A 21,663-nucleotide genomic window follows, 5' to 3' on the forward strand; every position below is an offset into this window, starting at 1 on the left:
CCCCCCCCCCCCCCCCCCCCCCCCCCCCCCCCCCCCCCCCCCCCCCCCCCCCCCCCCCCCCCCCCCCCCCCCCCCCCCCCCCCCCCCCCCCCCCCCCCCCCCCCCCCCCCCCCCCCCCCCCCTGTTTTAGATGTGTATAAGAGACAGGCCGCCGGGCCTGGCCCGCAGCCGCGTTCGGCAGCACCGCGGATGCCGTCGCCTGGCGCACCTTGTCCGACGCCAGCGGCACCGATGCCGCGGCCGCCAACGGTGCCGCGGCATCATCGGAAGACCAGGTGGCCGACCAGATCCGCTACTGGGTCAACCAGAAGACGCAGAGCGCCGAGATGACGCTCGATGCCTTCGGCGGTGCGCCGGTGGACGTGCGCATCTCCCTGTCGGGCTCGGAGGCGCACGTCGCCTTCCACAGCGACCAGGCGGAAACGCGCCGGATGCTGGGCGGCGCCACCGACGAACTGCGCCAGATGCTGCAGCGCGAGGGGCTGAACCTGTCCGGCGTGTCGGTGGGGGGCTCCGATGCGCGCGGCAGCGGTTCGGGCAGCCCGCCGCCGCGCGAGGGCGGCGGCCGCAGCGGGCGCCAGACCATGCTGAGCGCCATCGACGGCGTGGCCGGCGCTGCGCCGCGTGCGCGCGCCACGGGCAGCGGGCCGGGACGCTCGCTGGACCTGTTCGTCTAGAAGTCCCCCCCGGCTTCGTTTCTCTTGCCTTCGCCTCGCCGGCAGTGCGTGGCGCGGGATGGACGGTTTTTCGCCGCCTATTCCCTGGACCGGCGCGCGCGGCCTGGCAAATAATCGCTTCCATCTGCCGCAGGATCGGCCGGGCCCCGGGGCATGGCTGCAGAATCCTGCATTTCGCCAAGGAAGTTCCCGCCGTGTTCAGCATCTCCCCGTCCGCCGTATTCGCCAAGCTCAAGTTGAAAATGAAGCTCCTCTTGGTCGTGCTGCTAGTGCTGGTGCTGGCGGGCGCGGGCGGCGGCTGGTTCTACCTGAAGAACCGGGCGCAGCTCCAGGCGCTGGACGACGACGGGGACGCGCCGCCCGCGCAGGCTCAGCCCGATCCCAAGTTCGTGCCCACCTTCCTGCCGGTGGACAACATGGTGGTGAACCTGGCCGACGCCGATGGCGATCGCTTTGCCCAGATCGGCGTCACCTTCGAGCTGGCCGACGCCAAGACCGCCGACCAGCTCAGGGCCTACATGCCGGCCGTGCGCAGCGCCATGCTGCTGCTGATTTCGCAGCGTACCGCCACCGAGCTGCTGCAGCGCGACGGCAAGGAAAAGCTGGCCGCCGACATCATGCAGGAGGCCGCCCGGACGCTGGGCTACGGGGCGTCACCATCGCCGCCGGGCGCGGAGGACAGCGGCGGCAGGCGCCGGTCGGGCCCCGGCGCGGCGGGCAACCCGGTGCGCGGCGTGCTGTTCTCGAGCTTCATCATCCAGTAGCCATCGGAGGAACCATCCATGAGCGAGGCTTTTCTCTCCCAGGAAGAAGTCGATGCCCTCCTGGAGGGCGTGACCGGCGAGAGCCAGAAGATCGCCGACGAGGTGCCCGAGGCGGGCGCCATCCGCGACTACAACCTCTCCAGCCAGGAGCGCATCGTGCGCGGGCGCATGCCGACGATGGAGATCGTCAATGAGCGTTTCGCGCGCAACCTGCGCGTGGGCTTGTTCAACTTCATCCGGCGCAACCCCGACATCTCGGTCGGCACGGTGTCGGTGCAGCGCTACAGCGCCTTCCTGCGCGAACTGGCCGTGCCCACCAACTTCAACATCGTCGCCATCCGGCCGCTGCGCGGCAGCGGCCTGATCGTGTGCGAGCCCTCGCTGGTGTTCGGCGTGGTGGATACGCTCTATGGCGGCCTGGGCCGCTTCCAGACCCGTATCGAGGGGCGCGATTTCTCCGCCACCGAGCAGCGCATCATCAACCGCCTGGTCGACGTCATCTGCGAGGAATACAAGAAGGCCTGGAAGGGCATCTACCCGATCGAGCTGGAATACCAGCGCTCGGAGATGCAGCCGCAGTTCGCCAACATCGCCACGCCCAGCGAGATCGTCGTCTCCACCGTGTTCCAGCTGGAGATCGGCGACATCGTCGGCTCGGTGTACGTGTGCCTGCCCTACGCCTCGCTGGAGCCCATCCGCGACGTGCTGTTCTCCTCCACCCAGGGCGACTCTATCGAGGTCGACCGGCGCTGGGTCAAGATGCTGTCGCGCGAGATCCAGGCCGCCGAGGTGACCCTGGTGGCCGAACTGGCGACGGCCGATGCCACCGTCGAACAACTGCTGGCGATGAAGGTGGGCGATTTCATCGAGCTCGACCGCGCCCCGCGCATCGAGGCCACCATCGGCGGCGTGCCGATGTTCGAGTGCCAGTACGGCACGCACAACAGCAAGTACGCGATCCGCATCGAACATTGCCTGCGTGGCAACGACCTGAACTGGATTGGAGATAAGAATGTCCTCTGAAGACGGCAAAGAAGGCGGCGACGATATGTCGGCCTGGGCCGAGGCGCTGGAAGAACAGAAGGCGGCGCCTTCGCGCGACGAGCTGGAGCAGGGCGGCCCGCTGTCCGGCAGCGCGCCGCCGGCGCCCTCGGCGGCGGGCGACACGCACGGCGACATCAACCGCGTGCTCGACATCCCGGTCCAGCTCTCGGTCGAGCTGGGCCGCACCCGGGTGCCGATCAAGTACATCCTGCAGCTCGCGCAGGGCTCGGTGGTGGAGCTCGACGCGCTCGCCGGCGAGCCCATGGACGTGCTGGTCAACGGCTACCTGATCGCCCAGGGCGAGGTGGTGGTGGTCAACGACAAGTTCGGCATCCGCCTGACCGACGTGGTCACGCCCTCCGAGCGCCTGCGCCGCGTCAGCAAGGGCTAGGGCATGACCCAGGCGCTGCTTTCCGTCGTTTTCTTCATCGCGGTCCTGGCCATGGTGCCCTGGGCCCTCAAGTGGCTGCAGCGCCGCACCGGCATGCGCATGGGCGCAGCCTCGCCCGCGGAGGCCGCGCGCATCGTCTCGGCCCTGGCCGTGGGGCCGCAGCAGCGGGTGCTGACGGTCGAGGTCGGGCCGGAATCGGCGCGCACCTGGCTCGTGCTGGGCGTCACGCCGCAGAGCATCACCACGCTGCACAGCGTGCCCGCGCCGCGCGAGGCGGGCGGCGCGCAGGGGCTGCCCGCCCCGCTGCCGGAGCGCTTCGATGCGTAAGGCATGGTCGATCGCGCTGCTGGCCCTGCTGCTGGCGCCGGCCGCGTTCGCGCAGAGCGGCGCGGGCGCCGTGCCCAACGGCCAGTTGCCCTTGCTGGTGGGCAGCGGCGCGGGCGGCACCAGCTTCTCGGTGCCGATCCAGACGCTGCTGTTCTTCACGGCGCTGTCCTTCCTGCCGGCGGTGTTGCTGATGATGACCTCCTTCACCCGCATCGTCATCGTGCTCTCGCTGCTGCGCCAGGCCATGGGCACGCAGTCGGCGCCGCCCAACCAGATCGTCATCGGGCTGTCGCTGTTCCTGTCGCTGTTCGTCATGGGCCCGACGCTGGACCGGGTCTATGCCGAGGCCTACCAGCCCTACAGCGCCAACCAGATCAGCTTCGAGCAGGCGCTTGAGCGCGGCGAGGCGCCGATGCGCCAGTTCATGCTCCGGCAGACGCGCCAGTCGGACTTCGCGCTGTTCGCGCGCCTGGCCAGGCTCGAACCCTCCGTCACCGCCGAAACCGCGCCCTTTCGCGTGCTGGTGCCGGCCTTCGTCACCAGCGAGCTGAAGTCGGCCTTCCAGATCGGCTTCATGATCTTCATCCCGTTCCTGGTGATCGACATCGTCGTGGCCAGCGTGCTGATGTCGCTGGGCATGATGATGCTGTCGCCGGTGCTGGTGGCGCTGCCCTTCAAGCTGATGCTGTTCGTGCTGGCCGACGGCTGGAACCTGCTGATCGGCTCGCTGGCGGCGAGTTTTGCAACATGACCCCGGAAGGCCGCATGCCATGAATCCGCAAACCGTTCTCACCGCGGGCCAGGAAGCCCTGGTGCTGATGCTGACCGTGTCCATGCCCCTGCTGGGCACGGTGATGGTGGTGGGGCTGGTGGTCAGCATCTTCCAGGCCATCACCCAGATCAGCGAGTCCACGCTGTCCTTCGTGCCCAAGCTGCTGGCCGCGGTGCTGGTGTTCGCCATGGCCGGCCCGTGGATGCTGAGCACGCTGGTGGACTACCTGCGGCGCACCATCGAGTCGATCCCCACGCTGGTCGCCTAGGCAGGCCGCGCGGCCGATGCTGTCGATCTCCGAGGCCCAGCTGGCCGCCTGGCTGTCGCCGCTGCTCTGGCCCTTCCTGCGCGTGCTGGCGCTGTTCAGCGTGGCGCCGATCTTCTCGCTGCGCTCCATTCCCATGCGCGCCAAGGTCGGCCTGGCCTTCCTGGTGGCGCTGGCGGCCCAGGCCAGCCTGGACGGGCAGCCGGTGATCAGCGTGAACTCGCCCGCCGCGCTCGGCGCCGTGGTGCAGCAGGTCGGCGTGGGCCTGTCGATCGGCTTCGCCGTGCGGCTGGTGTTCGCCGCGGTGGAGCTGGCCGGCGAGCTGATCGGGCTGCAGATGGGCCTGAACTTCGCCGCCTTCTTCGACCCGATGAGCAACGGCCAGGTCAGCGCGGTCTCGCGCTTCCTGGGCAACATGTCGGTGCTGCTGTTCATCGTCGTCAACGGCCACCTCACGCTGCTGATGGCGGTGGTGCGCAGTTTCGAGGCCTTTCCGGTCGATGGCAGCTTCCTGGACGTGCTGGCCACCACGCGGCTGCACCTGCTGGGCGCGGAGCTGTTCGCCAGCGCGCTGTGGATCGCGCTGCCCATGATCGGGCTGATGCTGTTCGTCAACCTCACCCTCGGCATCATCTCGCGCGTGGCGCCGCAGATGAACATCTACGCCATCGGCTTCCCGGTCACGCTGACCATGGGCATGGTCGGCATCGCCGCCACGCTGCCCATGCTGGACCAGCCGCTGCTGTCGCTGATGCAGAAGGTGATCGAGCTGTTCGTGCGCTGACGGTTTTTGCTATCTTATTGAGAGCTTGAAGCCATGGAATCATGTGGACTTCAGCCTTATTTGTATCTGAAGTCAAGATTGCTGTAGGGCTTCAAGCTGCAAAAATAGTAGCTAAACCAGGCCGTTGCGGATCGCGTAGACCGTCAGCTCGGCATTGTTGGACAGCCCCAGCTTCTCCAGCACCCGGGTGCGGTAGACGCTGACGGTCTTCGGGCTGAGCGTGAGTTCCTCGGCGATGTCCGACAGCCGCCGGCCCGAGGCGATCTTCAGCAGCGTCTGCAGTTCGCGCTCGGACAGCGCGGCATGCGGGCTCTCGGCCACCGGGCGCGCCACGCTGTCGGCCAGCATCTGCGCGACCTCGGCGGTCAGGTACTTGCGCCCCTGGGCCAGAGTGCGCACCGCCGTCACCAGCTCCTCCGGCTCGCCGGCCTTGTTGACGTAGCCCTGCGCGCCGGCGCGCAGGCAGCGGATCGCGTACTGGTCCTCGGGGTACATCGACACCACCAGCACGCGGATCTCCGGGTGCGTCTCGCGCAGGCTGGCCAGCACCTCCAGGCCGCTGCGCCCGGGCATGTTCAGGTCCAGCAGCAGCACGTCGCACTCGGCGCTGCGCAGCGCCTCGCGCAGTTCGGAGTAGCCGCCGGCCTCGGCCGTGACGGTGATGTCCACCGCCTCGCACAGCGTGTCGCGCACACCGCGGCGCACCACCGCGTGGTCGTCGCAGAGCATGACGCGGATCATGGCGCGGCCTCCGGCGCGGCCAGCGGCACCGACAGCACCAGCGCCGTGCCGCCGCCGGGCGGCACGCTCACGTCGAGCCAGCCGCCCACGGTCTTGGCGCGTTCGTGCAGGCCGCGCAGGCCGAAGGCCTTGGGCTGGTCCAGCGCATCGGGCGGCAGGCCGCGGCCGTTGTCGGCCACCTCCAGGGTCAGCACGCCGCCGCTGTCGGACAGGTCGATCGCCACTTCGGAGCACTCGGCGTATTTGGTGATGTTGGTCAAGGCTTCCTGGGCGGTGCGGTAGGCCACCAGTTCGGTCTGCGGGCTCAGCGCCGGCCGCCGCGGCGGCGCATGCAGGCGCACCGGGATGCCGGTGCGCCGCTCGAAATTCTCCACCAGCCACTGCAGCGCCGCGATCAGGCCCTGGTCCAGGATCGGCGGGCGCAGGTTCATCATGATGCGCTGGCTCGCGCCGATGGCGTGGCGCAGCATCTCGCGCGCGGATTGCGCGTGGCGCTCCATCTCCTCGTCCTGGGTGTGCCGGCTGATCCAGGCCAGGTCGAACTTCACCGCCGTCAGCGCGCCGCCGATGTCGTCGTGGATCTCGCGCGCGATCGCCGCGCGCTCCTGCTCGATGCTGCTCTGCAGGTGCTCGGTCAGCTCCGCCAGCCGGCGCTCGGAGGCTGCCAGCTCGCGGCTGGCGCGCTCGCGCTCGCGCCGCGCCTGCCGCACCTCGATCGAGCGCGCGATCACGTGCGGCAGCTTGGCCATGTCGTCCTTGAGCAGGTAGTCGCTGATGCCGCGCCGTATCGCATCCACCGCCGCCGGCTCGCCGATGGCGCCCGACAGCAGCACGAAGGGCGGAACATCCAGGTGCAGCGCGCACACCGTTTCCCAGGCGTCCACCGCCGTGAAGCCGGGCAGGCGGTAATCGGCCAGCACCACGTCGAAACCGCCGCCAGCCAGGGCCGCCTGCAGCGCGGCGGTGGTTTCCACCCGGGTTATTTCAAAGGCCACGCCGCCGCGCTGCAGGGCGCGCCGGACCAGCGCGTGATCGGTCGCCGAGTCCTCCAGGTGCAGGATGCGCAGGGCGGGGGCGGGGCTCTCGTCGGACATGGCCGCAATGATAGGTGGCGCGGCGCCGCCACAGGCGCTACGGAGGACCTTCGAGGGCGGTTACATTGCTGGTGCAAGTTTGTGCGAAGTCAAAGTATTTTGTGCCGATATGTAGAATGAACCGGGCTCGCATGGCCCAGAATAGCTGCCGCAGCACCGAGGTCAGGGGACTGCTCCCGACTGCAGGGATTCGCAGGGACGGAGAAACGATGCAACAGACGCTCGCAAGCCAGGACGGTCCAGCCGTACAGCTGCCGTTGATGGTGGTTGCCGAGGTGCAAGACTCGCTGCTGGTGGTCATGCACGACTTGCAACGCCTGGAGGGCCTGCTCGATCACGCCTCCGAGAACCTCCTTGAGCGTTTCGATCTTGCCCATGAGCGTCTTGACGGCGTGGCGCTGAAGCCGGGCCTGGACGGACTGCTTGACGAGGCGCGCGAGGCGCTGCGCCAGGCCGTGACCGAGCTGCAGTTCCACGACATGGCCACGCAACTGATCAACCACACCCGCGGCATCCTGCAGAACTGCGCCTTTCGCCTGGCCGCCGAAACCATGGGCCGCGAGGAGGGCGAGGAAGCCACGCCCTATGTCCAGCCTGCGCCCGAGCGCCCCAATCCCGTGACGCAGGGCGAGATGGACGCCGGTTCCATCGAGCTTTTCTGACGACGCCCATTCCTTCCTTTGCCAAGCAACGCTAGCTGGAGCCCCCACATGCTGTCGATCCTCGCTGTTGACGATTCCCCCTCCATGCGAAAAATGGTGTCGTTCACCCTGACCGGGGCCGGTTACCACGTGGTGGAAGCGGTGGACGGGCAGGACGCGTTCGAGAAGGCGCAGACCGAGAAGGTCGATCTGGTGCTGGCCGACCAGAACATGCCCCGCCTCGACGGCATCGGCCTGACCCGGCTGCTGCGCGAAAGCCCCAAGTTCAAGACAACCCCCATCCTGATCCTCACCACCGAATCCAGTGACCAGATGAAGCAGGCCGGCCGCGCCGCAGGCGCCACCGGCTGGCTGGTCAAGCCGTTCGACCCGAACCGCCTGATAGAAGTCATCCAGAAGGTCACCCGCTGAGGATGCGACACCTTCTTCATTCCTCCCGCATGCACACCACGCACACCCCCGGAGTCCGCCATGGCTGAACTTCACCAGCAGTCCAGCAGCGGCGGCGCAGACTTCGACCTCAGCCAGTTCTACGAGATCTTCTTCGAAGAGGCGAGCGAGAACCTGGACCAGATGGAGCACATGCTGCTCGACCTGGACCTGCAACAGGCCGACGACGAGGAGTTGAACGGCATCTTCCGCTGCGCACACTCGATCAAGGGCGGCGCCGCCACTTTCGGCTTCTCCGACGTGGCCGAGCTGACCCACCACATGGAGTCGCTGCTGGACCGCCTGCGCCGCCATGAGCTGCAGCCGGTGCCGGCCATGGTCGATGTGCTGCTCGAGTCCGCCGACGCCTCGCGCAGCCTGCTGGCCCGCCACCAGGCCGGCGGCGCGGGCGACGCGCTCGACACCTCCGAGCTGGTGCGGCGCATCGCCGCCCTGGCGGCGGGCGAGGTGCCCGCTCCGGCGTCGGCGCTCGCCACGCCCGTGCCTGTTCCGGCCCCCGCCCCCGTGGCCGCACCCGCGCCCGCCCCTGCTCCCGCCCCCGTGGCCGCACCAGCCCCGGCTGCGGCGGCACCGGCCGCCGATGGCAGCCGCGCGCTGGAGATCCGCATCGGTCCGCTGGAGCGGCCCGAGCAGGCCGACACCCTGCGCGAGCTGTTCCGGGACATCCCCGGCCTGGGCAGCATCGAGCCACTGCCCAGCGACCGTGACGACACCCGCGTGTTCGCGGTCGACACCACCTCCAGCGACGACGATCTGCTGGACCTGTTCGCGTTCCACGTGGCCAAGGAGCGGGTGGCGATCACTCCGCGCGGGGCCGCCGCGCCGGCGCCGGACCACCTGCCCGGCGCCGGCGAGCCGGACCCCGACCTGCTCGAAGCCGCCGCCGCCGCCAAGGCGCCGTTCGGCTTTTTCCATGACGCGCCCGGCTCGCCGATCGCCTCCTTCGGCCTTTTTGCCGGCGCTCCCGGCGCCCCCAGCGGGGACCCGAGCGCACACCAGCCCAACGGTAGCGCCACATCCGACGACACGCACGGCAGCGGCGCGGCCCCGCGCGCGGCGGCCAAGGCGGCGGCTGCAGCCAGCCCGGCGGGACAGGCGCTGGAATCCACCACCATCCGTGTCGCCGTCAGCAAGGTCGACCAGCTCATCAACCTGGTCGGCGAACTGGTGATCACCCAGGCCATGCTGGCGCAGAACAGCCAGGGACTCGATCCGGCGCTGCACCAGCAACTGCTCAGCGGCCTGTCCGACCTGGACCGCAACACGCGCGATCTGCAGGAATCGGTGATGTCGATCCGCATGATCCCGATGTCCATGGTGTTCAGCCGCTTCCCGCGCATGATGCGCGACCTGACCGGCAAGCTGGGCAAGAAGGTCGAGCTGGTCACGCAGGGCGAGGCCACCGAACTGGACAAGAGCCTGGTGGAGAAGATCACCGACCCGCTGACCCATCTGGTGCGCAACAGCTGCGACCACGGCATCGAGCTGCCGGCCGAGCGTCTGGCCAACGGCAAGTCCGAGCATGGCACGATCACGCTGTCGGCCTCGCACCAGGGCGGCTCCATCGTGATCGAGGTGCGCGACGACGGCCGCGGCCTGTCGCGCCCGAAACTGCTGGCCAAGGCACGCGAGCGAGGGCTGGACGTGTCCGACCAGATGACGGACGCGGAAGTCTGGGGCCTGATCTTCGCGCCGGGCTTCTCCACGGCCGAGCAGGTGACCGACGTGTCCGGCCGCGGTGTCGGCATGGACGTGGTCAAGAAGAACATCACCGCCCTGGGCGGCACGGTCGAGATCGATTCGGCCGAAGGCTACGGCATGAAGGTCTCGGTGCGGCTGCCGCTCACGCTGGCCATCATGGACGGCATGTCGGTGCGCGTGGGCAGCGAGGTCTACATCCTGCCGCTGTCCTCGGTGATCGAGTCCTTCCAGGTGGACGCGGCCTCGCTCAACACCATCGCCCAGGGCTCGCAACTGGTCAAGGTGCGCGACGACTACATGCCGGTGGTGGCGCTGGACAAGATTTTCAACGTCCCGCGCGCGCCGGACGAGCAAGAGGGCACCATCATGGTGGTGGTCGAGTCCGACGGCAGCCGCGTTTCGCTGCTGGTGGACGAACTGCTCGGCCAGCACCAGGTGGTGGTGAAGAACCTCGAATCCAATTACCGCAGGGTGCCCAACATCTCGGGCGCGACCATTCTCGGCGACGGCAAGGTCGCGCTGATCCTGGACACCAGCGGGCTGGTACGGCGCGCTCGGCATTAAAGCCATGGAATATCCCCCCAGGCTGCGCGCTTCGCGGCTCCGCCAACCCCCCTTCCGCTGCGCGAAGGGGGGCACATCCAGCGGCCCGGCGAAGCCGGTTCCGCGGATGTCTGCGCGTGGACGGCTCAGCCGCCATTTCTGGCCTTGGGGCCTGGGGCAATGGAATACACACGTGAAGATGCGGCAACGCAATCAAGGAGCATGGACATGAGCGTCATGGGAAAGATCGACCAGAGCACGGCCACCGGTGCGCGGGAATACCTCACCTTCCGGCTGGACCAGGAGGAGTACGGCATCGACATCCTGAAGGTGCAGGAAATACGCGGCTACGAACCGCCGACCCGCATCGCCAACGCGCCGGAGTTCATCAAGGGCGTGGTCAACCTGCGCGGCACCATCGTGCCCATCGTCGACATGCGGCTGAAGTTCAACTGCGCCAATGCCGACTACAACAGCTTCACCGTCGTCATCATCCTGAACCTGCGCAACCGCGTGGTGGGCATCGTGGTCGATTCGGTCAGCGATGTGCTCGAGCTCCTGCCCGACAACATCAAGGCCGCGCCCGAGATCGAGAGCGTGATCGACAACGGCTGCATCCTGGGCCTGGGCTCGGTGGCCGAGCGCATGCTGATCCTGCTGGACATCGAGAAGCTCATGTCCGGCGTGGACATGGGTCTGGTCGCCCCCACCGCCGTGGCGGCCTGAGGCTGTCCGAGCGCCCGCGCGTCCGTGTTGAACTCGGCCAACCTCTCGCGCGACAGCGCCGCGGCCATGGCGCTTGTCGCCGGCGCGCGCGAGTTCGCCTGGACCGAATCCGACTTCCAGCGGGTGCGCTCGCTGATCCACCAGCGCGCCGGCATCAGCCTGCACGAGGGCAAACATGCCATGGTCTACAGCCGGCTGTCGCGCCGGCTGCGCGAGACCGGCCACTCCAGCTTCCATGACTACCTGCACTGGCTGGAGTCACCGGACGGCGCTGGCAGCGCCGAGTGGCAGGAGTTCGTCAACGCGCTCACCACCAACCTGACCGCCTTCTTCCGCGAGCAGCACCACTTCGAGATCCTCGCGCGGCACCTGACCTCGCGTCCTGCGGGCACGCACTGGCGCGTGTGGTGCAGCGCGGCCTCGACCGGCGAGGAGCCGTACTCGATCGTCATGACCGCCTTCGAGGCGCTCGGGCCGCACGCCGCCTTCAAGCTGACGGCGAGCGACATCGACTCCAAGGTGCTGGCGCAGGCCGAGCGCGGCATCTACCGGCTGGAGGCGCTCAAGGGCCTGTCGCCCGAGCGCCAGCAGCGCTTCTTCCTGCGTGGCAAGGCGTCCAACGCCGGACTGGTGCGGGTCAAGCCCGAGCTGCGCCGCTGCATCGAATTTCTGAGCGTCAACCTGGTCCGGGACGATTGGCCGTTCCGCGAACCCTTCGACGTCGTGTTCTGCCGCAACGTGATGATCTACTTCGACGCCGCCACCCAGCGCCGCGTATTGGAGCGGATCCATCGCGTCATGAAGCCCGGCGGCATGCTGTTCGTCGGCCATGCCGAGAATTTCAGCGAATCGCGTGATCTGTTCATCTTGCGCGGAAAGACGGTCTATGAGCGCTGCTGAAACCCTGGCCCGCTCGCCCGCGGCGGCGCCGCCGTCGCGCCAGTCATCGCTCGAGGTGCTCAAGGCCACGGCGCGCCGGCCCAGCGAGGCGTCGTTCTTCTACTTCGACCACCACTTCCAGTACAACGCGGTCAAGGTGCTGCCGGGCGAGTACTTCGTCTCGGGCCAGGAGCTGGTCATCATGACCGTGCTTGGCTCCTGCATCGCCGCCTGTCTCTGGGACAGCCGCGCCGGCCTGGGCGGCATGAACCATTTCATGCTGCCCGAGAGCGATGCCGCCGATGCCGGCGGCCGCTACGGCTCCTACGCCATGGAGCTGCTGATCAACGAGATGCTGAAGGCCGGCGCGCGGCGCGAGAGCCTGCAGGCCAAGATCTTCGGCGGCGCCCAGGTGATGGCCGGCTTCACCACCATGAACGTGGGCGAGCGCAACACGGCTTTCGTGAAGGACTACCTGCGCACCGAGCGCATTCCCATCCTCTCGGAGGACGTGCTGGACATCCATCCGCGCAAGGTGTGCTTCTTCCCGGTGACCGGCAAGGCCATGGTCAAGCGCCTGGCGCACACCCATCCGGAGTCGCTGCTTTCGCAGGAGCGGCGCGGTAACGTGGCCGCCGTGGTGCAGGCCACCGCTGGCGGCTCCGTGGACCTGTTTTGAGAAACCGTGTGCCAGGACACGCAACCCGATCGGAAAGAAGAGACGAGCAATGAAGAAGATTCGCGTCATCGTGGTGGACGATTCGGCGCTGGTGCGCAGCCTGCTGGCGGAGATCATCAACCGCCAGCCCGACATGGAGTGCATCGGCACGGCCAACGACCCGCTGATCGCGCGCGAGATGATCCGTGAGCGCAACCCCGACGTCATCACGCTGGACGTGGAAATGCCGCGCATGGATGGCATCGACTTCCTCGCCCGGCTGATGCGACTGCGGCCGATGCCGGTGGTCATGATCTCCACCCTGACCGAGCGCGGCGCCGACGTCACGCTGCGCGCGCTGGAGCTGGGCGCCATCGACTTCGTCGCCAAGCCGCGCGTGGGCGTGGCCAACGGCCTGAGCGAGCTCGCGGCGCAGATCGTCGAGAAGATCCGCATCGCCGCCAAGGCGCAGATCCGCCGGGCGCCCGCCGCCGCGCCCGCCGTGGCCGGCAGCGCGCCTGCGCCGGCGGCGCCGTCCTCCGGCGCGCTGCTCGGCCGCGTCTCCACCGAGAAGCTGATCTTCATCGGCGCCTCCACCGGCGGCACCGAGGCGATCCGGCAGATCCTGGTGCCGCTGCCCGCCGACTGCCCGGGCATCGTCATCACCCAGCACATGCCGCCGGGCTTCACCACGAGCTTCGCCGCGCGCCTCAACACGCTGTGCCGCATCACCGTCAAAGAGGCGGCGCACGGCGAGCGCATCCTGCCCGGCCATGCCTACATCGCGCCGGGCGGCCGGCATTTCAGCGTCGGTCGCAGCGGCGCCAACTATGTCGCCGTGGTCGAGGACGGCGAGCCGGTGAACCGGCACAAGCCCTCGGTCGAGGTGCTGTTCCGCTCCGCGGCCGCCGTCGTCGGCCGCAATGCCTACGGCATCATGCTGACCGGCATGGGGGCCGACGGCGCCCGCGCCATGCGCGAGATGAAGGACGCCGGCAGCTACAACTACGTGCAGGACGAGGCCAGTTGCATCGTCTTCGGCATGCCGCGCGAAGCCATCGCCCACGGCGCCGCCGACGAGGTCCTGCCGCTGGACCAGATCGCGCCCGCGCTCATGGCGCGGCTGCATGCGCCGGACCGGGTGCACCACCGGATCTAGGGCAACGCTGAACAAGTCCCCCGCGTGTCGCGCCTCCCTGCCGTGGGCGGTCTGCGGCCTTGCAAATCCTCGCCATGGCGGCGGCCATGGCTGCGGTTTGCGCCTTGCCTCCCGCCCAAATCAGGGCGCGCGCCAGCGCGGGGACTCATTCAGCGCCGCCCTGGGCGAAAATTTTGAAGAAAAGTGCTTGAAGCCCAGATATTTCCTGGGCTTCATGCTATCTATTTTGATTTTTCCAGCAGGGGCACCTGCGAGCGCAGCTCCGGCACCACCAGGTCGTGCAGCGCCTGCGCGGCCACCGACAGCGGGGCATCGCGCCGCCGCAGCACATAGACCCGGCGCCGCAGCCCCGCGATCCTGAGCGGCCGCGTGGCCAGCGTGGCGCGCTCGAAGTGGAAAAGGGTCAGCGTGGGCACCACGCTGATGCCCAGGCCGGCCTCCACCATGCCGGCGACGGTGGCCAGGTGTTCCACCTCCAGCACGGTGTCCATCTGCAGCGGATGCAGCGCCGCGTCCAGCGCCTGTCGCACGCTGCTGTTGCGCGCCAGATGCACGAACGGGTAGTCGGCCAGCTTGCGCAGCGTGGGCGCCTTGGCCGACTGCGCCAGCGGGTGGTCCCGTGCGCAGACCAGGTGGAAGCCGTCCTCGCACAGCACCTCTGCCTGCAGGGCGCGCGCGGCCGGGCCGGCGCCGCTGGAGGCCAGCGCGAAGTCCGCGCGGCCGCTCTGCACCTGCTCGATGCAGGCGTCGGACAGCGCGTCGGTCAGGCGCAGCTCGATGCCGGGCCAGGCTTCGCGAAAGCGCCGGAAGATCCCGGGCAGCCAGCCTGCGGCGAGCGAGGGCAGCGCCGCCACGTGGACCCGGCCCTTGCGCCGGCCCGCATGGTCGTGCAGGTCTCCCACGGCGGCGGCCAGGTCGTCGAGCCACTGGCGCACCGCGGGCTCGAACACCGCGCCTTCGGGCGTGAGCTGCACGCTGCGCGTGCCGCGATCGAACAGGCGCGTGCCCAGCGTGTCCTCCAGCGTCCGTATCAGCGCGCTGAAGGCGGGCTGCGACAGGTGGCAGGCCTGTGCCGCACGCGTGAAGTGGCGCATTTCGGCCAGCACCAGGAAGGCGCGCAACTGGCGTGTGGACAAGGCGGGCAGCGCGTCGGTCATTGATTTGACATCCAGATCAATTGATCCAGACTTTCGATTTCACGGATCATGGCGCGCAGCATACAGTCGCGCCACTTTCATGGCTCCGCAGTGATGACTCCTTCCTCCGCCCCCTTACTGATCGGCTGTGCCGCCGGCTTCTCCGGCGACCGGGTGGACGCCGCCGGGCCGGTGGTCGATTCGCTGATCGAGCGCCTGGCCGCCCTGGCGGATCCGCGGGCCTCTGCTTTCCTCATGTTCGAGACCCTGGCGGAGCGCACGCTGGCACTGGCCCAGTTGCGCCGCCGCGCCGATCCGGCGCAGGGCTGCGAGCCCTTGCTCGATGCCATGCTCCGGCCGGTGCTGGCGCGCTGCCTAGCGCACGGCATCCGCATCGTGAGCAACTTCGGTGCCGCCAACCCGCCGGGCGCTGCGCGCCAGATCGCCCGCATGGCGGCCGAGCTGGGCCTGGCGGCGCCCCGCATCGCCATCGTCCATGGCGACGATCTGTCGGGGCCGGAGCACCGCGCCGTGCTGCGCGAGGCGCTTGGCGCACAGCTCGAGAGCCTGCGCATCGTCAGCGCCAACGCCTATGTCGGCGCCGAGCCGATCGCCGCCGCGCTTGTGGCAGGCGCGCAGATCGTGGTGGCCGGCCGCGTGGCCGATCCTTCGCTGGCGGTGGGACCGGCGCTCGCGCATTTCGGCTGGGCCCACGACGACTGGCACCGGCTGGCGCGCGCCACCATGGCGGGCCACCTGCTCGAGTGCGGCGCCCAGGTCTGCGGCGGCTACTTTGCCGACCCGGGCTACAAGGACGTGCCGGATCTGCATGCCGTGGGCTTTCCCATCGTCGAGATGGATGCCGACGGCGGCTGCATCGTCGGCAAGGCGCGCGGCACCGGGGGCCTGGTGTCGACGGCCAGCGTCACCGAGCAGCTCCTGTACGAAGTGCACGACCCCGCCGCCTACCTCACGCCCGACGTCACCGCCGACATCGGCCAGGCGACGGTGCAGGCCGTCGGCCCGGACCGGGTGCGGCTGCGGGGCGTGCGGGGCCATGCGCGCCCGGCCATGCTCAAGGTGAACGTCTGCCATGAAGGCGGCTGGCTGGCCGAGGGCGAGATCTCCTACGCCGGCCCCGGCGCCGAGGCGCGCGCACGGCTGGCGGCCCAGGTGCTGCGGCGGCGCCTGCCGGCGCTGGACCTGCGCATCGACCTGATCGGCGTGCTGAGCATCCTGGGGGACGACGCCGGCCGCCTGCTGCGCGCCACGCCGCCGGGCGACGCCCGCGACGTGCGCCTGCGCATCGCCGCCATCCACGCCGACCGCGCCCAGGCCGAACACCTGGGGCGCGAGGTGACGGCGCTCTACACCTGTGGTCCGGCGGGCGGTGGCGGCGTGCGCACGGCGCTCACGCCGCGCCTGGCCACGCTGTCCTGCCTGGTGCCGCGCAGCGCCGTGGCCACCGGCTTCCAACTGCTGCCCGAAGGAGGCGCGGCGTGACGCAGACCGCGCAACCGGCCGTGCCCCTGCGCCGCGCCGCGCACGGCCGCACCGGCGACAAGGGCGACCGCTCCAGCATCAGCCTGATCGCCTGGCACCCGGAGCTCTATCCTCTGCTGGTCGAGCAGATCACGGCCGAGGCGGTGGCGCGGCACTTCTCCCACCGCCAGCCGCAGGCGGTGCGGCGCTACCTGCTGCCACGGCTGTCCGCGATGAACTTCGTGCTCGACGGGGTGCTGGACGGTGGCGTGAACGATGCGCGCAACCTCGATACGCACGGCAAGTCGCTGTCCTTTCATCTGCTCGACATGCGGCTGCAGGTGCCCGCGCCGCTGCATCGGCTGCTGGCGGGCCGGGCCTGAACCCTTCGCTTTCCATCACAACAGGAGACTCCCCATGCTTTCCCGCTTTTCCTTCCTGCGCCGACAGGCGCTGCTGGGCGTGACCGCCGCACTGATCGCGGCCCCGGCGCTGGCCCAGACCTTCCCGGCCAGGCCGATCACCTTCGTCGTGCCTTTTGCCGCGGGCAGCGCCACGGACCAGATCGCGCGCGCCATCGGGCAGGTGGTGGCGGCGGAGTCCGGTCAATCGGTGGTGGTCGACAACAAGGGCGGCGCCAGCGGCTTCATCGCCTCGCAGAACGTGGCACGCGCGCCGGCCGACGGCTACACCGTGCTGATCACCACCAACACCACGCATGCAGCCAATGAGCACCTGTTCAAGAAGCTGCCCTACGACCCGGTGAAGGACTTCAGCCCGATCACCGGCCTGGGCAAGGGCGGCCAGATCATGGTGGTCAACCCGGCGCTGCCGGTCAAATCGGTGGGCGAATTCATCGCGCTGGCCAAGAAGGAGCCGGGCAAGCTCAGCTTTGGCAGCGGCAGTTCCTCCAGCCGCATGGCGGGCGAACTGCTGCAGCAGATGGCGGGCATCCAGTTGCTGCACGTGCCCTACAAGAGCAACCCGCTGGCCGTGACGGACCTGCTGGGCAACCAGATCCAGATGATGATCACCGACACGGCCACGGGCCTGCCGCAGGTGAAGGCCGGCAAGCTGCGGGCCCTGGGCATGTCCAGCGCCAAGCGCTCGCCGCTCGCGCCCGATGTGCCGACCATCGCCGAAGCCGGTGTGCCCGGCTATGAGATGGGCTACTGGTTTGCGGCCTATGCGCCGGCCAATACGCCGCCTGCCGTGCTCAAGCGCCTGAATGAACTGCTGGTCAAGGCCGCCCACAGCGACAGCGCCCGCGCGGCCTTCTACGAGTCCACCGGCACGGAGGTCTTCACCACCACGCCGGAAGAACTGGCCAGGTTCCAGTCGGACGAGTCGCAGAAGTGGGGCCGCATCGTGAAGGCCGCGGGCATCGAAGCGGAGTAGCCCTGGCAAGGCGCCTGTGGGCGCGTGCGATGCCCGCCATCGGCGCGCCGCAGCGCGATCGACCGAACGGCGCGGCCCTGCGCAGCCCGGCCGGGCTCAGAGCATTTCGTCCGGTGCGAACGGGCCCACCAGGTCCAGCATCAGCTTGAGGCCGGTGCTGGCCTCGGGCTCGCTGTCATAGACCTGGCCTTTAGGGTGCGCGGCATCGGGCGGCGCATGCCAGCGCAGGCGGCCGTCCTCCGTCACCTCGACCCGGTAGCAGTCGTCCAGGGTCTCTTCCAGGTAGCCGCTCAGTTCGGCCGCGAGCGCGCGGCTCTGCACGACGATGCCCAGTTCCGTGTTCTGCAGCGCCGATCGGCGGTCGAGGTTCATCGAGCCCACCACCAGCAGCCGGCCGTCCATTACCAGGGCCTTGGAGTGCAGGCTGGCGCGCGACTGCGGCGTGGAGCCGAACAGCCGGCGCCGCGTGTCTCCTTGGGATCGCAGTTCATACAGTTCCACGCCCAGGCGCAGCAAGGCCTTGCGGTGCCGGGCGTAGCCCGCATGCGCGAGCGGCGCATCGTTGGAGGCCAGCGAGTTGGTCAGCACCCGCACGCGCGCGCCACGCGTGCGCAGTGCGCTGAAGGTCTTCATCATGGCGTCGCCGGGCACGAAGTAGGGCGACACGATCAGCAGATCGCGTCGGGCGCGGCCCAGCAGGTGCAGCAGGTCGTCCACCACCGTCGTCTCGGGATCGTCCGGATCGTCCGAGTCGATCTTGGTCGGCTTGTCGGCCAGCAGGAGGGCTGGCGCCCACACCAGCGGCATCCGGCCCTGCAGGATGTCGCGCGCCACGTCGCGCGCCCCGGGCACCGGCCTTGGCGCTTGCGCAGGCGCTTGGGTGGCGTCGTCCGTAGTTGTTGAGGGGGGCGGTTGCGCCTGTGCTGCGCCCCATTGCTCGCGCTCGGCGCGGGTCAGCAGCGAGGCGACCGGGTAGGCGAGATCGTCGTTCCAGTAGCGGTCGAAGCTGCGCGACAGATCTCGCACGAGCCGGCCGGCGATCAGCAAGTCCAGGTCCAGGAAGTTGCTGTCCGACCCCTGCCCGAAGTATTCGTTGCCGAGGTTGCGGCCGCCGGCGACCGCCAGCGCGTTGTCGGCGATGAAGACCTTGTTGTGCATCCGCTGTTGAATGCGGTTGAAGTCGAACAGCGAACTGAGGATGCGCCCGGCCTGCGATGCCCGCGGGCCGAACAGCGGATTGAACAGCCGTACCTGAATGCCAGGGACCTGGTCCAACCGCAGGACCTCGGCGTTGTCGCCCGCGGTATTGAAGTCGTCCACCAGGATGCGGATGCGCACGCCGCGTGCGGCGGCCGCTTGCAGGCGCTGCAGCAACTCTTCCGTGGAGCTGTCGTAGTGGATGCTGTAGTACTGCAGGTCCAGCGTTTTCTCGGCCGCCTGTATCAGGGCCAGGCGGCTGCCATAGGCGTCCTCCGAATTGCCCAGCAGGCGCAGGCCGGTGTCGTTGCGTGCGGTGCTGGGCTGCGGCATCAGCGCTGCGATGCCCTGGAACAGCCGGGTGCCGGCCGGATCCTGCAGTGCCCTGGATTCCAGCCGGCCCACATTGGGCGGCAGGCTGCCGCAGGCTGCCAGGAACATGGCTGTGAAGAGGATGCCGAGCAGGCGGGCGGCCCGGTGGCACAGGGCGGCATGGCGTGGGGGCGCGGCAGCGCAGGCAGGCATGGGCGGCTTTCTCGATCGAGCGCGGAGGGTGCGCAGAACTCTATCGATCCATGGGGCCTCGTCTGTCGGACGCAGCCCTGTCCGAGGACGGCCCTCAGGCCGACAGCGCCGTCCAGCGTTCGAGGGCCTGCATCAATAGATCGTCTATCTCGGCATTGCGCGCGCTGAGGGCCGCCGCGCGCTGCGGGTCGGTGCCGTATAGGCGGCCGTCCGACAGCTGTCCGGCAATCGAGGCCTGCTCGGCCTCCAGCGCGGCGATCTGCTGCGGCAGGGCGTCGAGCTCGCGCTGGTCCTTGTAGCTCAGCTTGCGTCGTGCGGCAGGGGCGGCCGCGGGCGGCGGTGCTGCCGCCGCAGCCGGGGCAGCCGCCTTGGGTTGGGGCGCCTCGGCGCGCCGTGCCAGTTCACGCGCGCGTCGCGACTGCGTCAGCCAGTCTTCCACGCTGCCTTCATATTCGCGCCAGAGGCCCTCGCCTTCTGCCACCAGGGTGCTGGTGACGACGTTGTCGAGGAACGCGCGGTCGTGGCTCACCAGGAACACCGTGCCGTCGTACTGCTGCAGCAAATCCTCCAGCAGTTCCAGCGTGTCGATATCGAGATCGTTGGTCGGCTCGTCGAGCACCAGCACGTTCGCCGGCCGCGCGAACAGGCGCGCGAGCAGCAGGCGGTTGCGCTCGCCGCCCGACAGCGAGCGCACCGGAGACGCCGCACGGGCGGGTGAAAAAAGAAAATCGCTCAGGTAGCTCTTGACATGCTTGCGCTGGTTGCCGATCTCGATCCACTCGCTGCCAGGGCTGATGAAGTCCTCCAGCGTCGCATCCAGGTCCAGTGCCTGGCGCATCTGGTCGAAATAGGCGACCTGCAGATTGGCTCCCTGGCGGACCTTGCCGCTGTCGGGCTGCAGTTGGCCGAGGATCAGCTTGAGCAGCGTCGTCTTGCCCGCGCCGTTGGGGCCGATCACCCCCACCTTGTCGCCGCGCAGGATGGTGCCCGTGAAGCCGCGCACCACCGTCTTGGGCCCGAATGCCTTGCTCACCTCGGTCAGCTCGGCCACGATCTTGCCGGTCGGCAGGCCTGAGGCCACGTCCAGCTTCACACTGCCCAGGGCTTCGCGCCGCGCCGCGCGATGGGCTCGCAGCCGCTCCAGGCGGCCGATGCGGCTTTGGCTGCGCGTCCGGCGCGCCTCCACGCCCTTGCGTATCCAGACCTCCTCCTGTGCCAGCAGTTTGTCGGCCTTGGCCTGTATCACCTCCTCCTGCGCCAGTTGCTCTTCCTTCTGGGACAGGTAGGCGGCAAAGTTGCCCGGGTAGGAGCGCAACTGGCCCCGATCGAGCTCGACGATGCGCGTGGCCACGCGGTCCAGGAAGGTCCGGTCGTGGGTGATGGTGATCACGCTGCCCTTGAAGTCCGTCAGCAACGCCTCCAGCCATTCGATCGAGTCCAGGTCCAGATGGTTGGTCGGCTCGTCGAGCAGCAGTACGCCCGGCTTGGCCACCAGCGCCTGCGCCAGCGCAACGCGCTTGCGCGTGCCCCCGGACAATGCGCCGACCATGGCACCCGGCTCCAGGTGCAGGCGGGCCAGTGTTTCCTCCACCCGCTGCTCCCAATTCCAGGCGTCCAGCGCCTCGATCTGCGTCTGCAGCGCATCCAGGTCCTCTCCCTCCCCGCCGGCCAGGTAGCGCTCCCGGGCAGCAATCGCCGGTGCGATACCCGCACTGGCCGCCTCGAAAACCGTGGCACCCGCATCCAGGACGGGCTCTTGCGCTACATAGGCGATGCGCGTGCCCTGCTGCACCTGCAGCAGTCCGTCATCGGGCTTCTCCAGCCCTCCAATGATCTTGAGCAGCGACGACTTGCCGGCGCCGTTGCGGCCGATAAGCCCGATCCGCTCGCCTGCCTCCAGCGAGAAGCCAGCGTGGTCGAGCAGCGCGACATGGCCGAAAGCCAGTTGCGCATCCAATAGTGTGATGAGTGCCATGCAGGGAATTATCGGGACCTGACGCCAGCGCCCCCTTGGCGAGGCCGGAGAACGACGAACCTCGAGGCAGCAAAATTTTTTCGCTCATGGCTTGTTGCCGGCGAGGTTGCTCTGCTATACTTGCTGGCTTCACTACCGAGAGCGGCCTCTGAGAGGTCTTGCGGTGGCGGGGTAGGTGGGGAGTTAAATTGTCGGCTGGTTGGTTCTGAAGAAATTTGGGATGAATCTAGCGGTTCTGCGAAAAGCGGTATATAATTCGAGGCTCTACTAAAAACGACGCGAAGCGAGAAGTGCTGCTGCAAGGCGCTGCTGA

The 21,663-nt window shown here is 68.8% G+C and carries 23 protein-coding genes; 18 read left to right on the top strand and 5 right to left on the bottom strand.

What is annotated here, in order from left to right:
* The first annotated feature begins 209 nt into the window (after positions 1-209).
* From JHD63_RS16180 to fliR, 8 genes are all read left to right on the top strand, one after another.
* Entirely contained in the window at positions 210-677 is a 468-nt protein-coding gene (locus tag JHD63_RS16180; RefSeq protein WP_198971835.1) for a flagellar hook-length control protein FliK, read from the top strand.
* 194 nt (positions 678-871) lie between these two features.
* A complete protein-coding gene (locus JHD63_RS16185; RefSeq protein WP_370590546.1) occupies positions 872-1,441 on the top strand; it encodes a flagellar basal body-associated FliL family protein in 570 nt (189 codons plus the stop codon).
* 18 nt (positions 1,442-1,459) lie between these two features.
* On the top strand, positions 1,460-2,464 hold the full coding sequence (fliM, locus tag JHD63_RS16190; protein WP_198971836.1) for a flagellar motor switch protein FliM: 1,005 nt from the start codon (positions 1,460-1,462) through the stop codon (positions 2,462-2,464).
* On the top strand, positions 2,454-2,876 hold the full coding sequence (gene fliN, locus JHD63_RS16195) for a flagellar motor switch protein FliN (RefSeq protein WP_198971837.1): 423 nt from the start codon (positions 2,454-2,456) through the stop codon (positions 2,874-2,876). Before fliM ends, fliN begins: the two co-directional genes overlap by 11 nt.
* A gap of 3 nt (positions 2,877-2,879) precedes the next feature.
* A complete protein-coding gene (locus JHD63_RS16200; protein WP_198971838.1) occupies positions 2,880-3,203 on the top strand; it encodes a FliO/MopB family protein in 324 nt (107 codons plus the stop codon).
* Positions 3,196-3,954 (top strand): flagellar type III secretion system pore protein FliP, encoded by a 759-nt coding sequence (gene fliP / locus JHD63_RS16205; RefSeq protein ID WP_198971839.1) that lies wholly within the window; start codon positions 3,196-3,198, stop codon positions 3,952-3,954. Before JHD63_RS16200 ends, fliP begins: the two co-directional genes overlap by 8 nt.
* Before the next feature lie 19 nt (positions 3,955-3,973).
* Positions 3,974-4,243, top strand: coding sequence for a flagellar biosynthesis protein FliQ (gene fliQ / locus JHD63_RS16210; RefSeq protein WP_198971840.1), 270 nt, complete (start codon positions 3,974-3,976; stop codon positions 4,241-4,243).
* Positions 4,244-4,259: 16 nt separating this feature from the next.
* The gene (gene fliR, locus JHD63_RS16215) at positions 4,260-5,024 is read left to right on the top strand and encodes a flagellar biosynthetic protein FliR (protein WP_198971841.1); all 765 of its coding nucleotides are present in this window, start codon (positions 4,260-4,262) and stop codon (positions 5,022-5,024) included.
* Between the two features lie 111 nt (positions 5,025-5,135).
* On the opposite strand, the gene JHD63_RS16220 is transcribed toward fliR, so the two are convergent.
* Entirely contained in the window at positions 5,136-5,765 is a 630-nt protein-coding gene (locus JHD63_RS16220) for a response regulator (RefSeq protein WP_198971842.1), read from the bottom strand.
* Positions 5,762-6,859 carry a hybrid sensor histidine kinase/response regulator gene (locus JHD63_RS16225; protein WP_198971843.1) on the bottom strand — a complete coding sequence of 366 codons (1,098 nt, stop codon included), beginning with the start codon at positions 6,857-6,859 and terminating at the stop codon, positions 5,762-5,764. The genes JHD63_RS16220 and JHD63_RS16225 overlap by 4 nt, the downstream gene beginning before the upstream one ends.
* 209 nt (positions 6,860-7,068) lie before the next feature.
* On the opposite strand from JHD63_RS16225, the gene JHD63_RS16230 reads away from it, so the two are divergent.
* The 7 genes from JHD63_RS16230 to JHD63_RS16260 all read left to right on the top strand — a co-directional run bounded on the left by JHD63_RS16230 (position 7,069) and on the right by JHD63_RS16260 (position 13,637).
* Positions 7,069-7,521 (top strand): hypothetical protein, encoded by a 453-nt coding sequence (locus JHD63_RS16230; RefSeq protein ID WP_198971844.1) that lies wholly within the window; start codon positions 7,069-7,071, stop codon positions 7,519-7,521.
* A 48-nt stretch (positions 7,522-7,569) separates the two neighbouring features.
* Complete coding sequence (locus tag JHD63_RS16235; protein ID WP_198971845.1) at positions 7,570-7,932, top strand: response regulator; 363 nt, start codon at positions 7,570-7,572, stop codon at positions 7,930-7,932.
* Positions 7,933-7,992: 60 nt separating this feature from the next.
* Positions 7,993-10,236, top strand: a complete 2,244-nt coding sequence (locus JHD63_RS16240) for a chemotaxis protein CheW (RefSeq protein ID WP_198971846.1) — start codon at positions 7,993-7,995, stop codon at positions 10,234-10,236.
* Between the two features lie 207 nt (positions 10,237-10,443).
* Entirely contained in the window at positions 10,444-10,941 is a 498-nt protein-coding gene (locus JHD63_RS16245; RefSeq protein WP_198971847.1) for a chemotaxis protein CheW, read from the top strand.
* Positions 10,942-11,007: 66 nt separating this feature from the next.
* Positions 11,008-11,841: a CheR family methyltransferase gene (locus JHD63_RS16250; protein ID WP_198971857.1), complete on the top strand. Its 834-nt coding sequence runs from the start codon at positions 11,008-11,010 to the stop codon at positions 11,839-11,841.
* Positions 11,828-12,499, top strand: a complete 672-nt coding sequence (cheD, locus tag JHD63_RS16255; RefSeq protein ID WP_233168271.1) for a chemoreceptor glutamine deamidase CheD — start codon at positions 11,828-11,830, stop codon at positions 12,497-12,499. Before JHD63_RS16250 ends, cheD begins: the two co-directional genes overlap by 14 nt.
* Positions 12,500-12,548: 49 nt before the next feature.
* A complete protein-coding gene (locus tag JHD63_RS16260) occupies positions 12,549-13,637 on the top strand; it encodes a protein-glutamate methylesterase/protein-glutamine glutaminase (RefSeq protein ID WP_198971849.1) in 1,089 nt (362 codons plus the stop codon).
* 221 nt (positions 13,638-13,858) lie between these two features.
* Here the strand turns inward: JHD63_RS16260 and JHD63_RS16265 are convergent, their stop codons facing one another.
* Positions 13,859-14,794 (bottom strand): LysR family transcriptional regulator, encoded by a 936-nt coding sequence (locus JHD63_RS16265; RefSeq protein ID WP_198971850.1) that lies wholly within the window; start codon positions 14,792-14,794, stop codon positions 13,859-13,861.
* A 93-nt stretch (positions 14,795-14,887) separates the two neighbouring features.
* Here JHD63_RS16265 and JHD63_RS16270 point away from each other — a divergent pair, with 93 nt between their 5' ends.
* From JHD63_RS16270 to JHD63_RS16280, 3 genes are read left to right on the top strand one after another with little or no spacing between them, the layout of a single operon-like run.
* Entirely contained in the window at positions 14,888-16,276 is a 1,389-nt protein-coding gene (locus JHD63_RS16270) for an acyclic terpene utilization AtuA family protein (protein ID WP_198971851.1), read from the top strand.
* Positions 16,273-16,638 carry an AtuA-related protein gene (locus tag JHD63_RS16275; RefSeq protein WP_198971852.1) on the top strand — a complete coding sequence of 122 codons (366 nt, stop codon included), beginning with the start codon at positions 16,273-16,275 and terminating at the stop codon, positions 16,636-16,638. Before JHD63_RS16270 ends, JHD63_RS16275 begins: the two co-directional genes overlap by 4 nt.
* Positions 16,639-16,672: 34 nt before the next feature.
* Positions 16,673-17,653, top strand: a complete 981-nt coding sequence (locus tag JHD63_RS16280; RefSeq protein WP_198971853.1) for a Bug family tripartite tricarboxylate transporter substrate binding protein — start codon at positions 16,673-16,675, stop codon at positions 17,651-17,653.
* A gap of 96 nt (positions 17,654-17,749) precedes the next feature.
* On the opposite strand, the gene JHD63_RS16285 is transcribed toward JHD63_RS16280, so the two are convergent.
* Positions 17,750-19,375, bottom strand: coding sequence for a phospholipase D family protein (locus JHD63_RS16285; RefSeq protein WP_198971854.1), 1,626 nt, complete (start codon positions 19,373-19,375; stop codon positions 17,750-17,752).
* Positions 19,376-19,469: 94 nt separating this feature from the next.
* Positions 19,470-21,350, bottom strand: coding sequence for an ABC-F family ATP-binding cassette domain-containing protein (locus JHD63_RS16290; protein WP_198971855.1), 1,881 nt, complete (start codon positions 21,348-21,350; stop codon positions 19,470-19,472).
* Positions 21,351-21,663: the final 313 nt, after the last annotated feature.

This window comes from Xylophilus sp. ASV27, assembly GCF_016428875.1.
Taxonomy (GTDB): Bacteria; Pseudomonadota; Gammaproteobacteria; order Burkholderiales; family Burkholderiaceae_C; genus Xylophilus.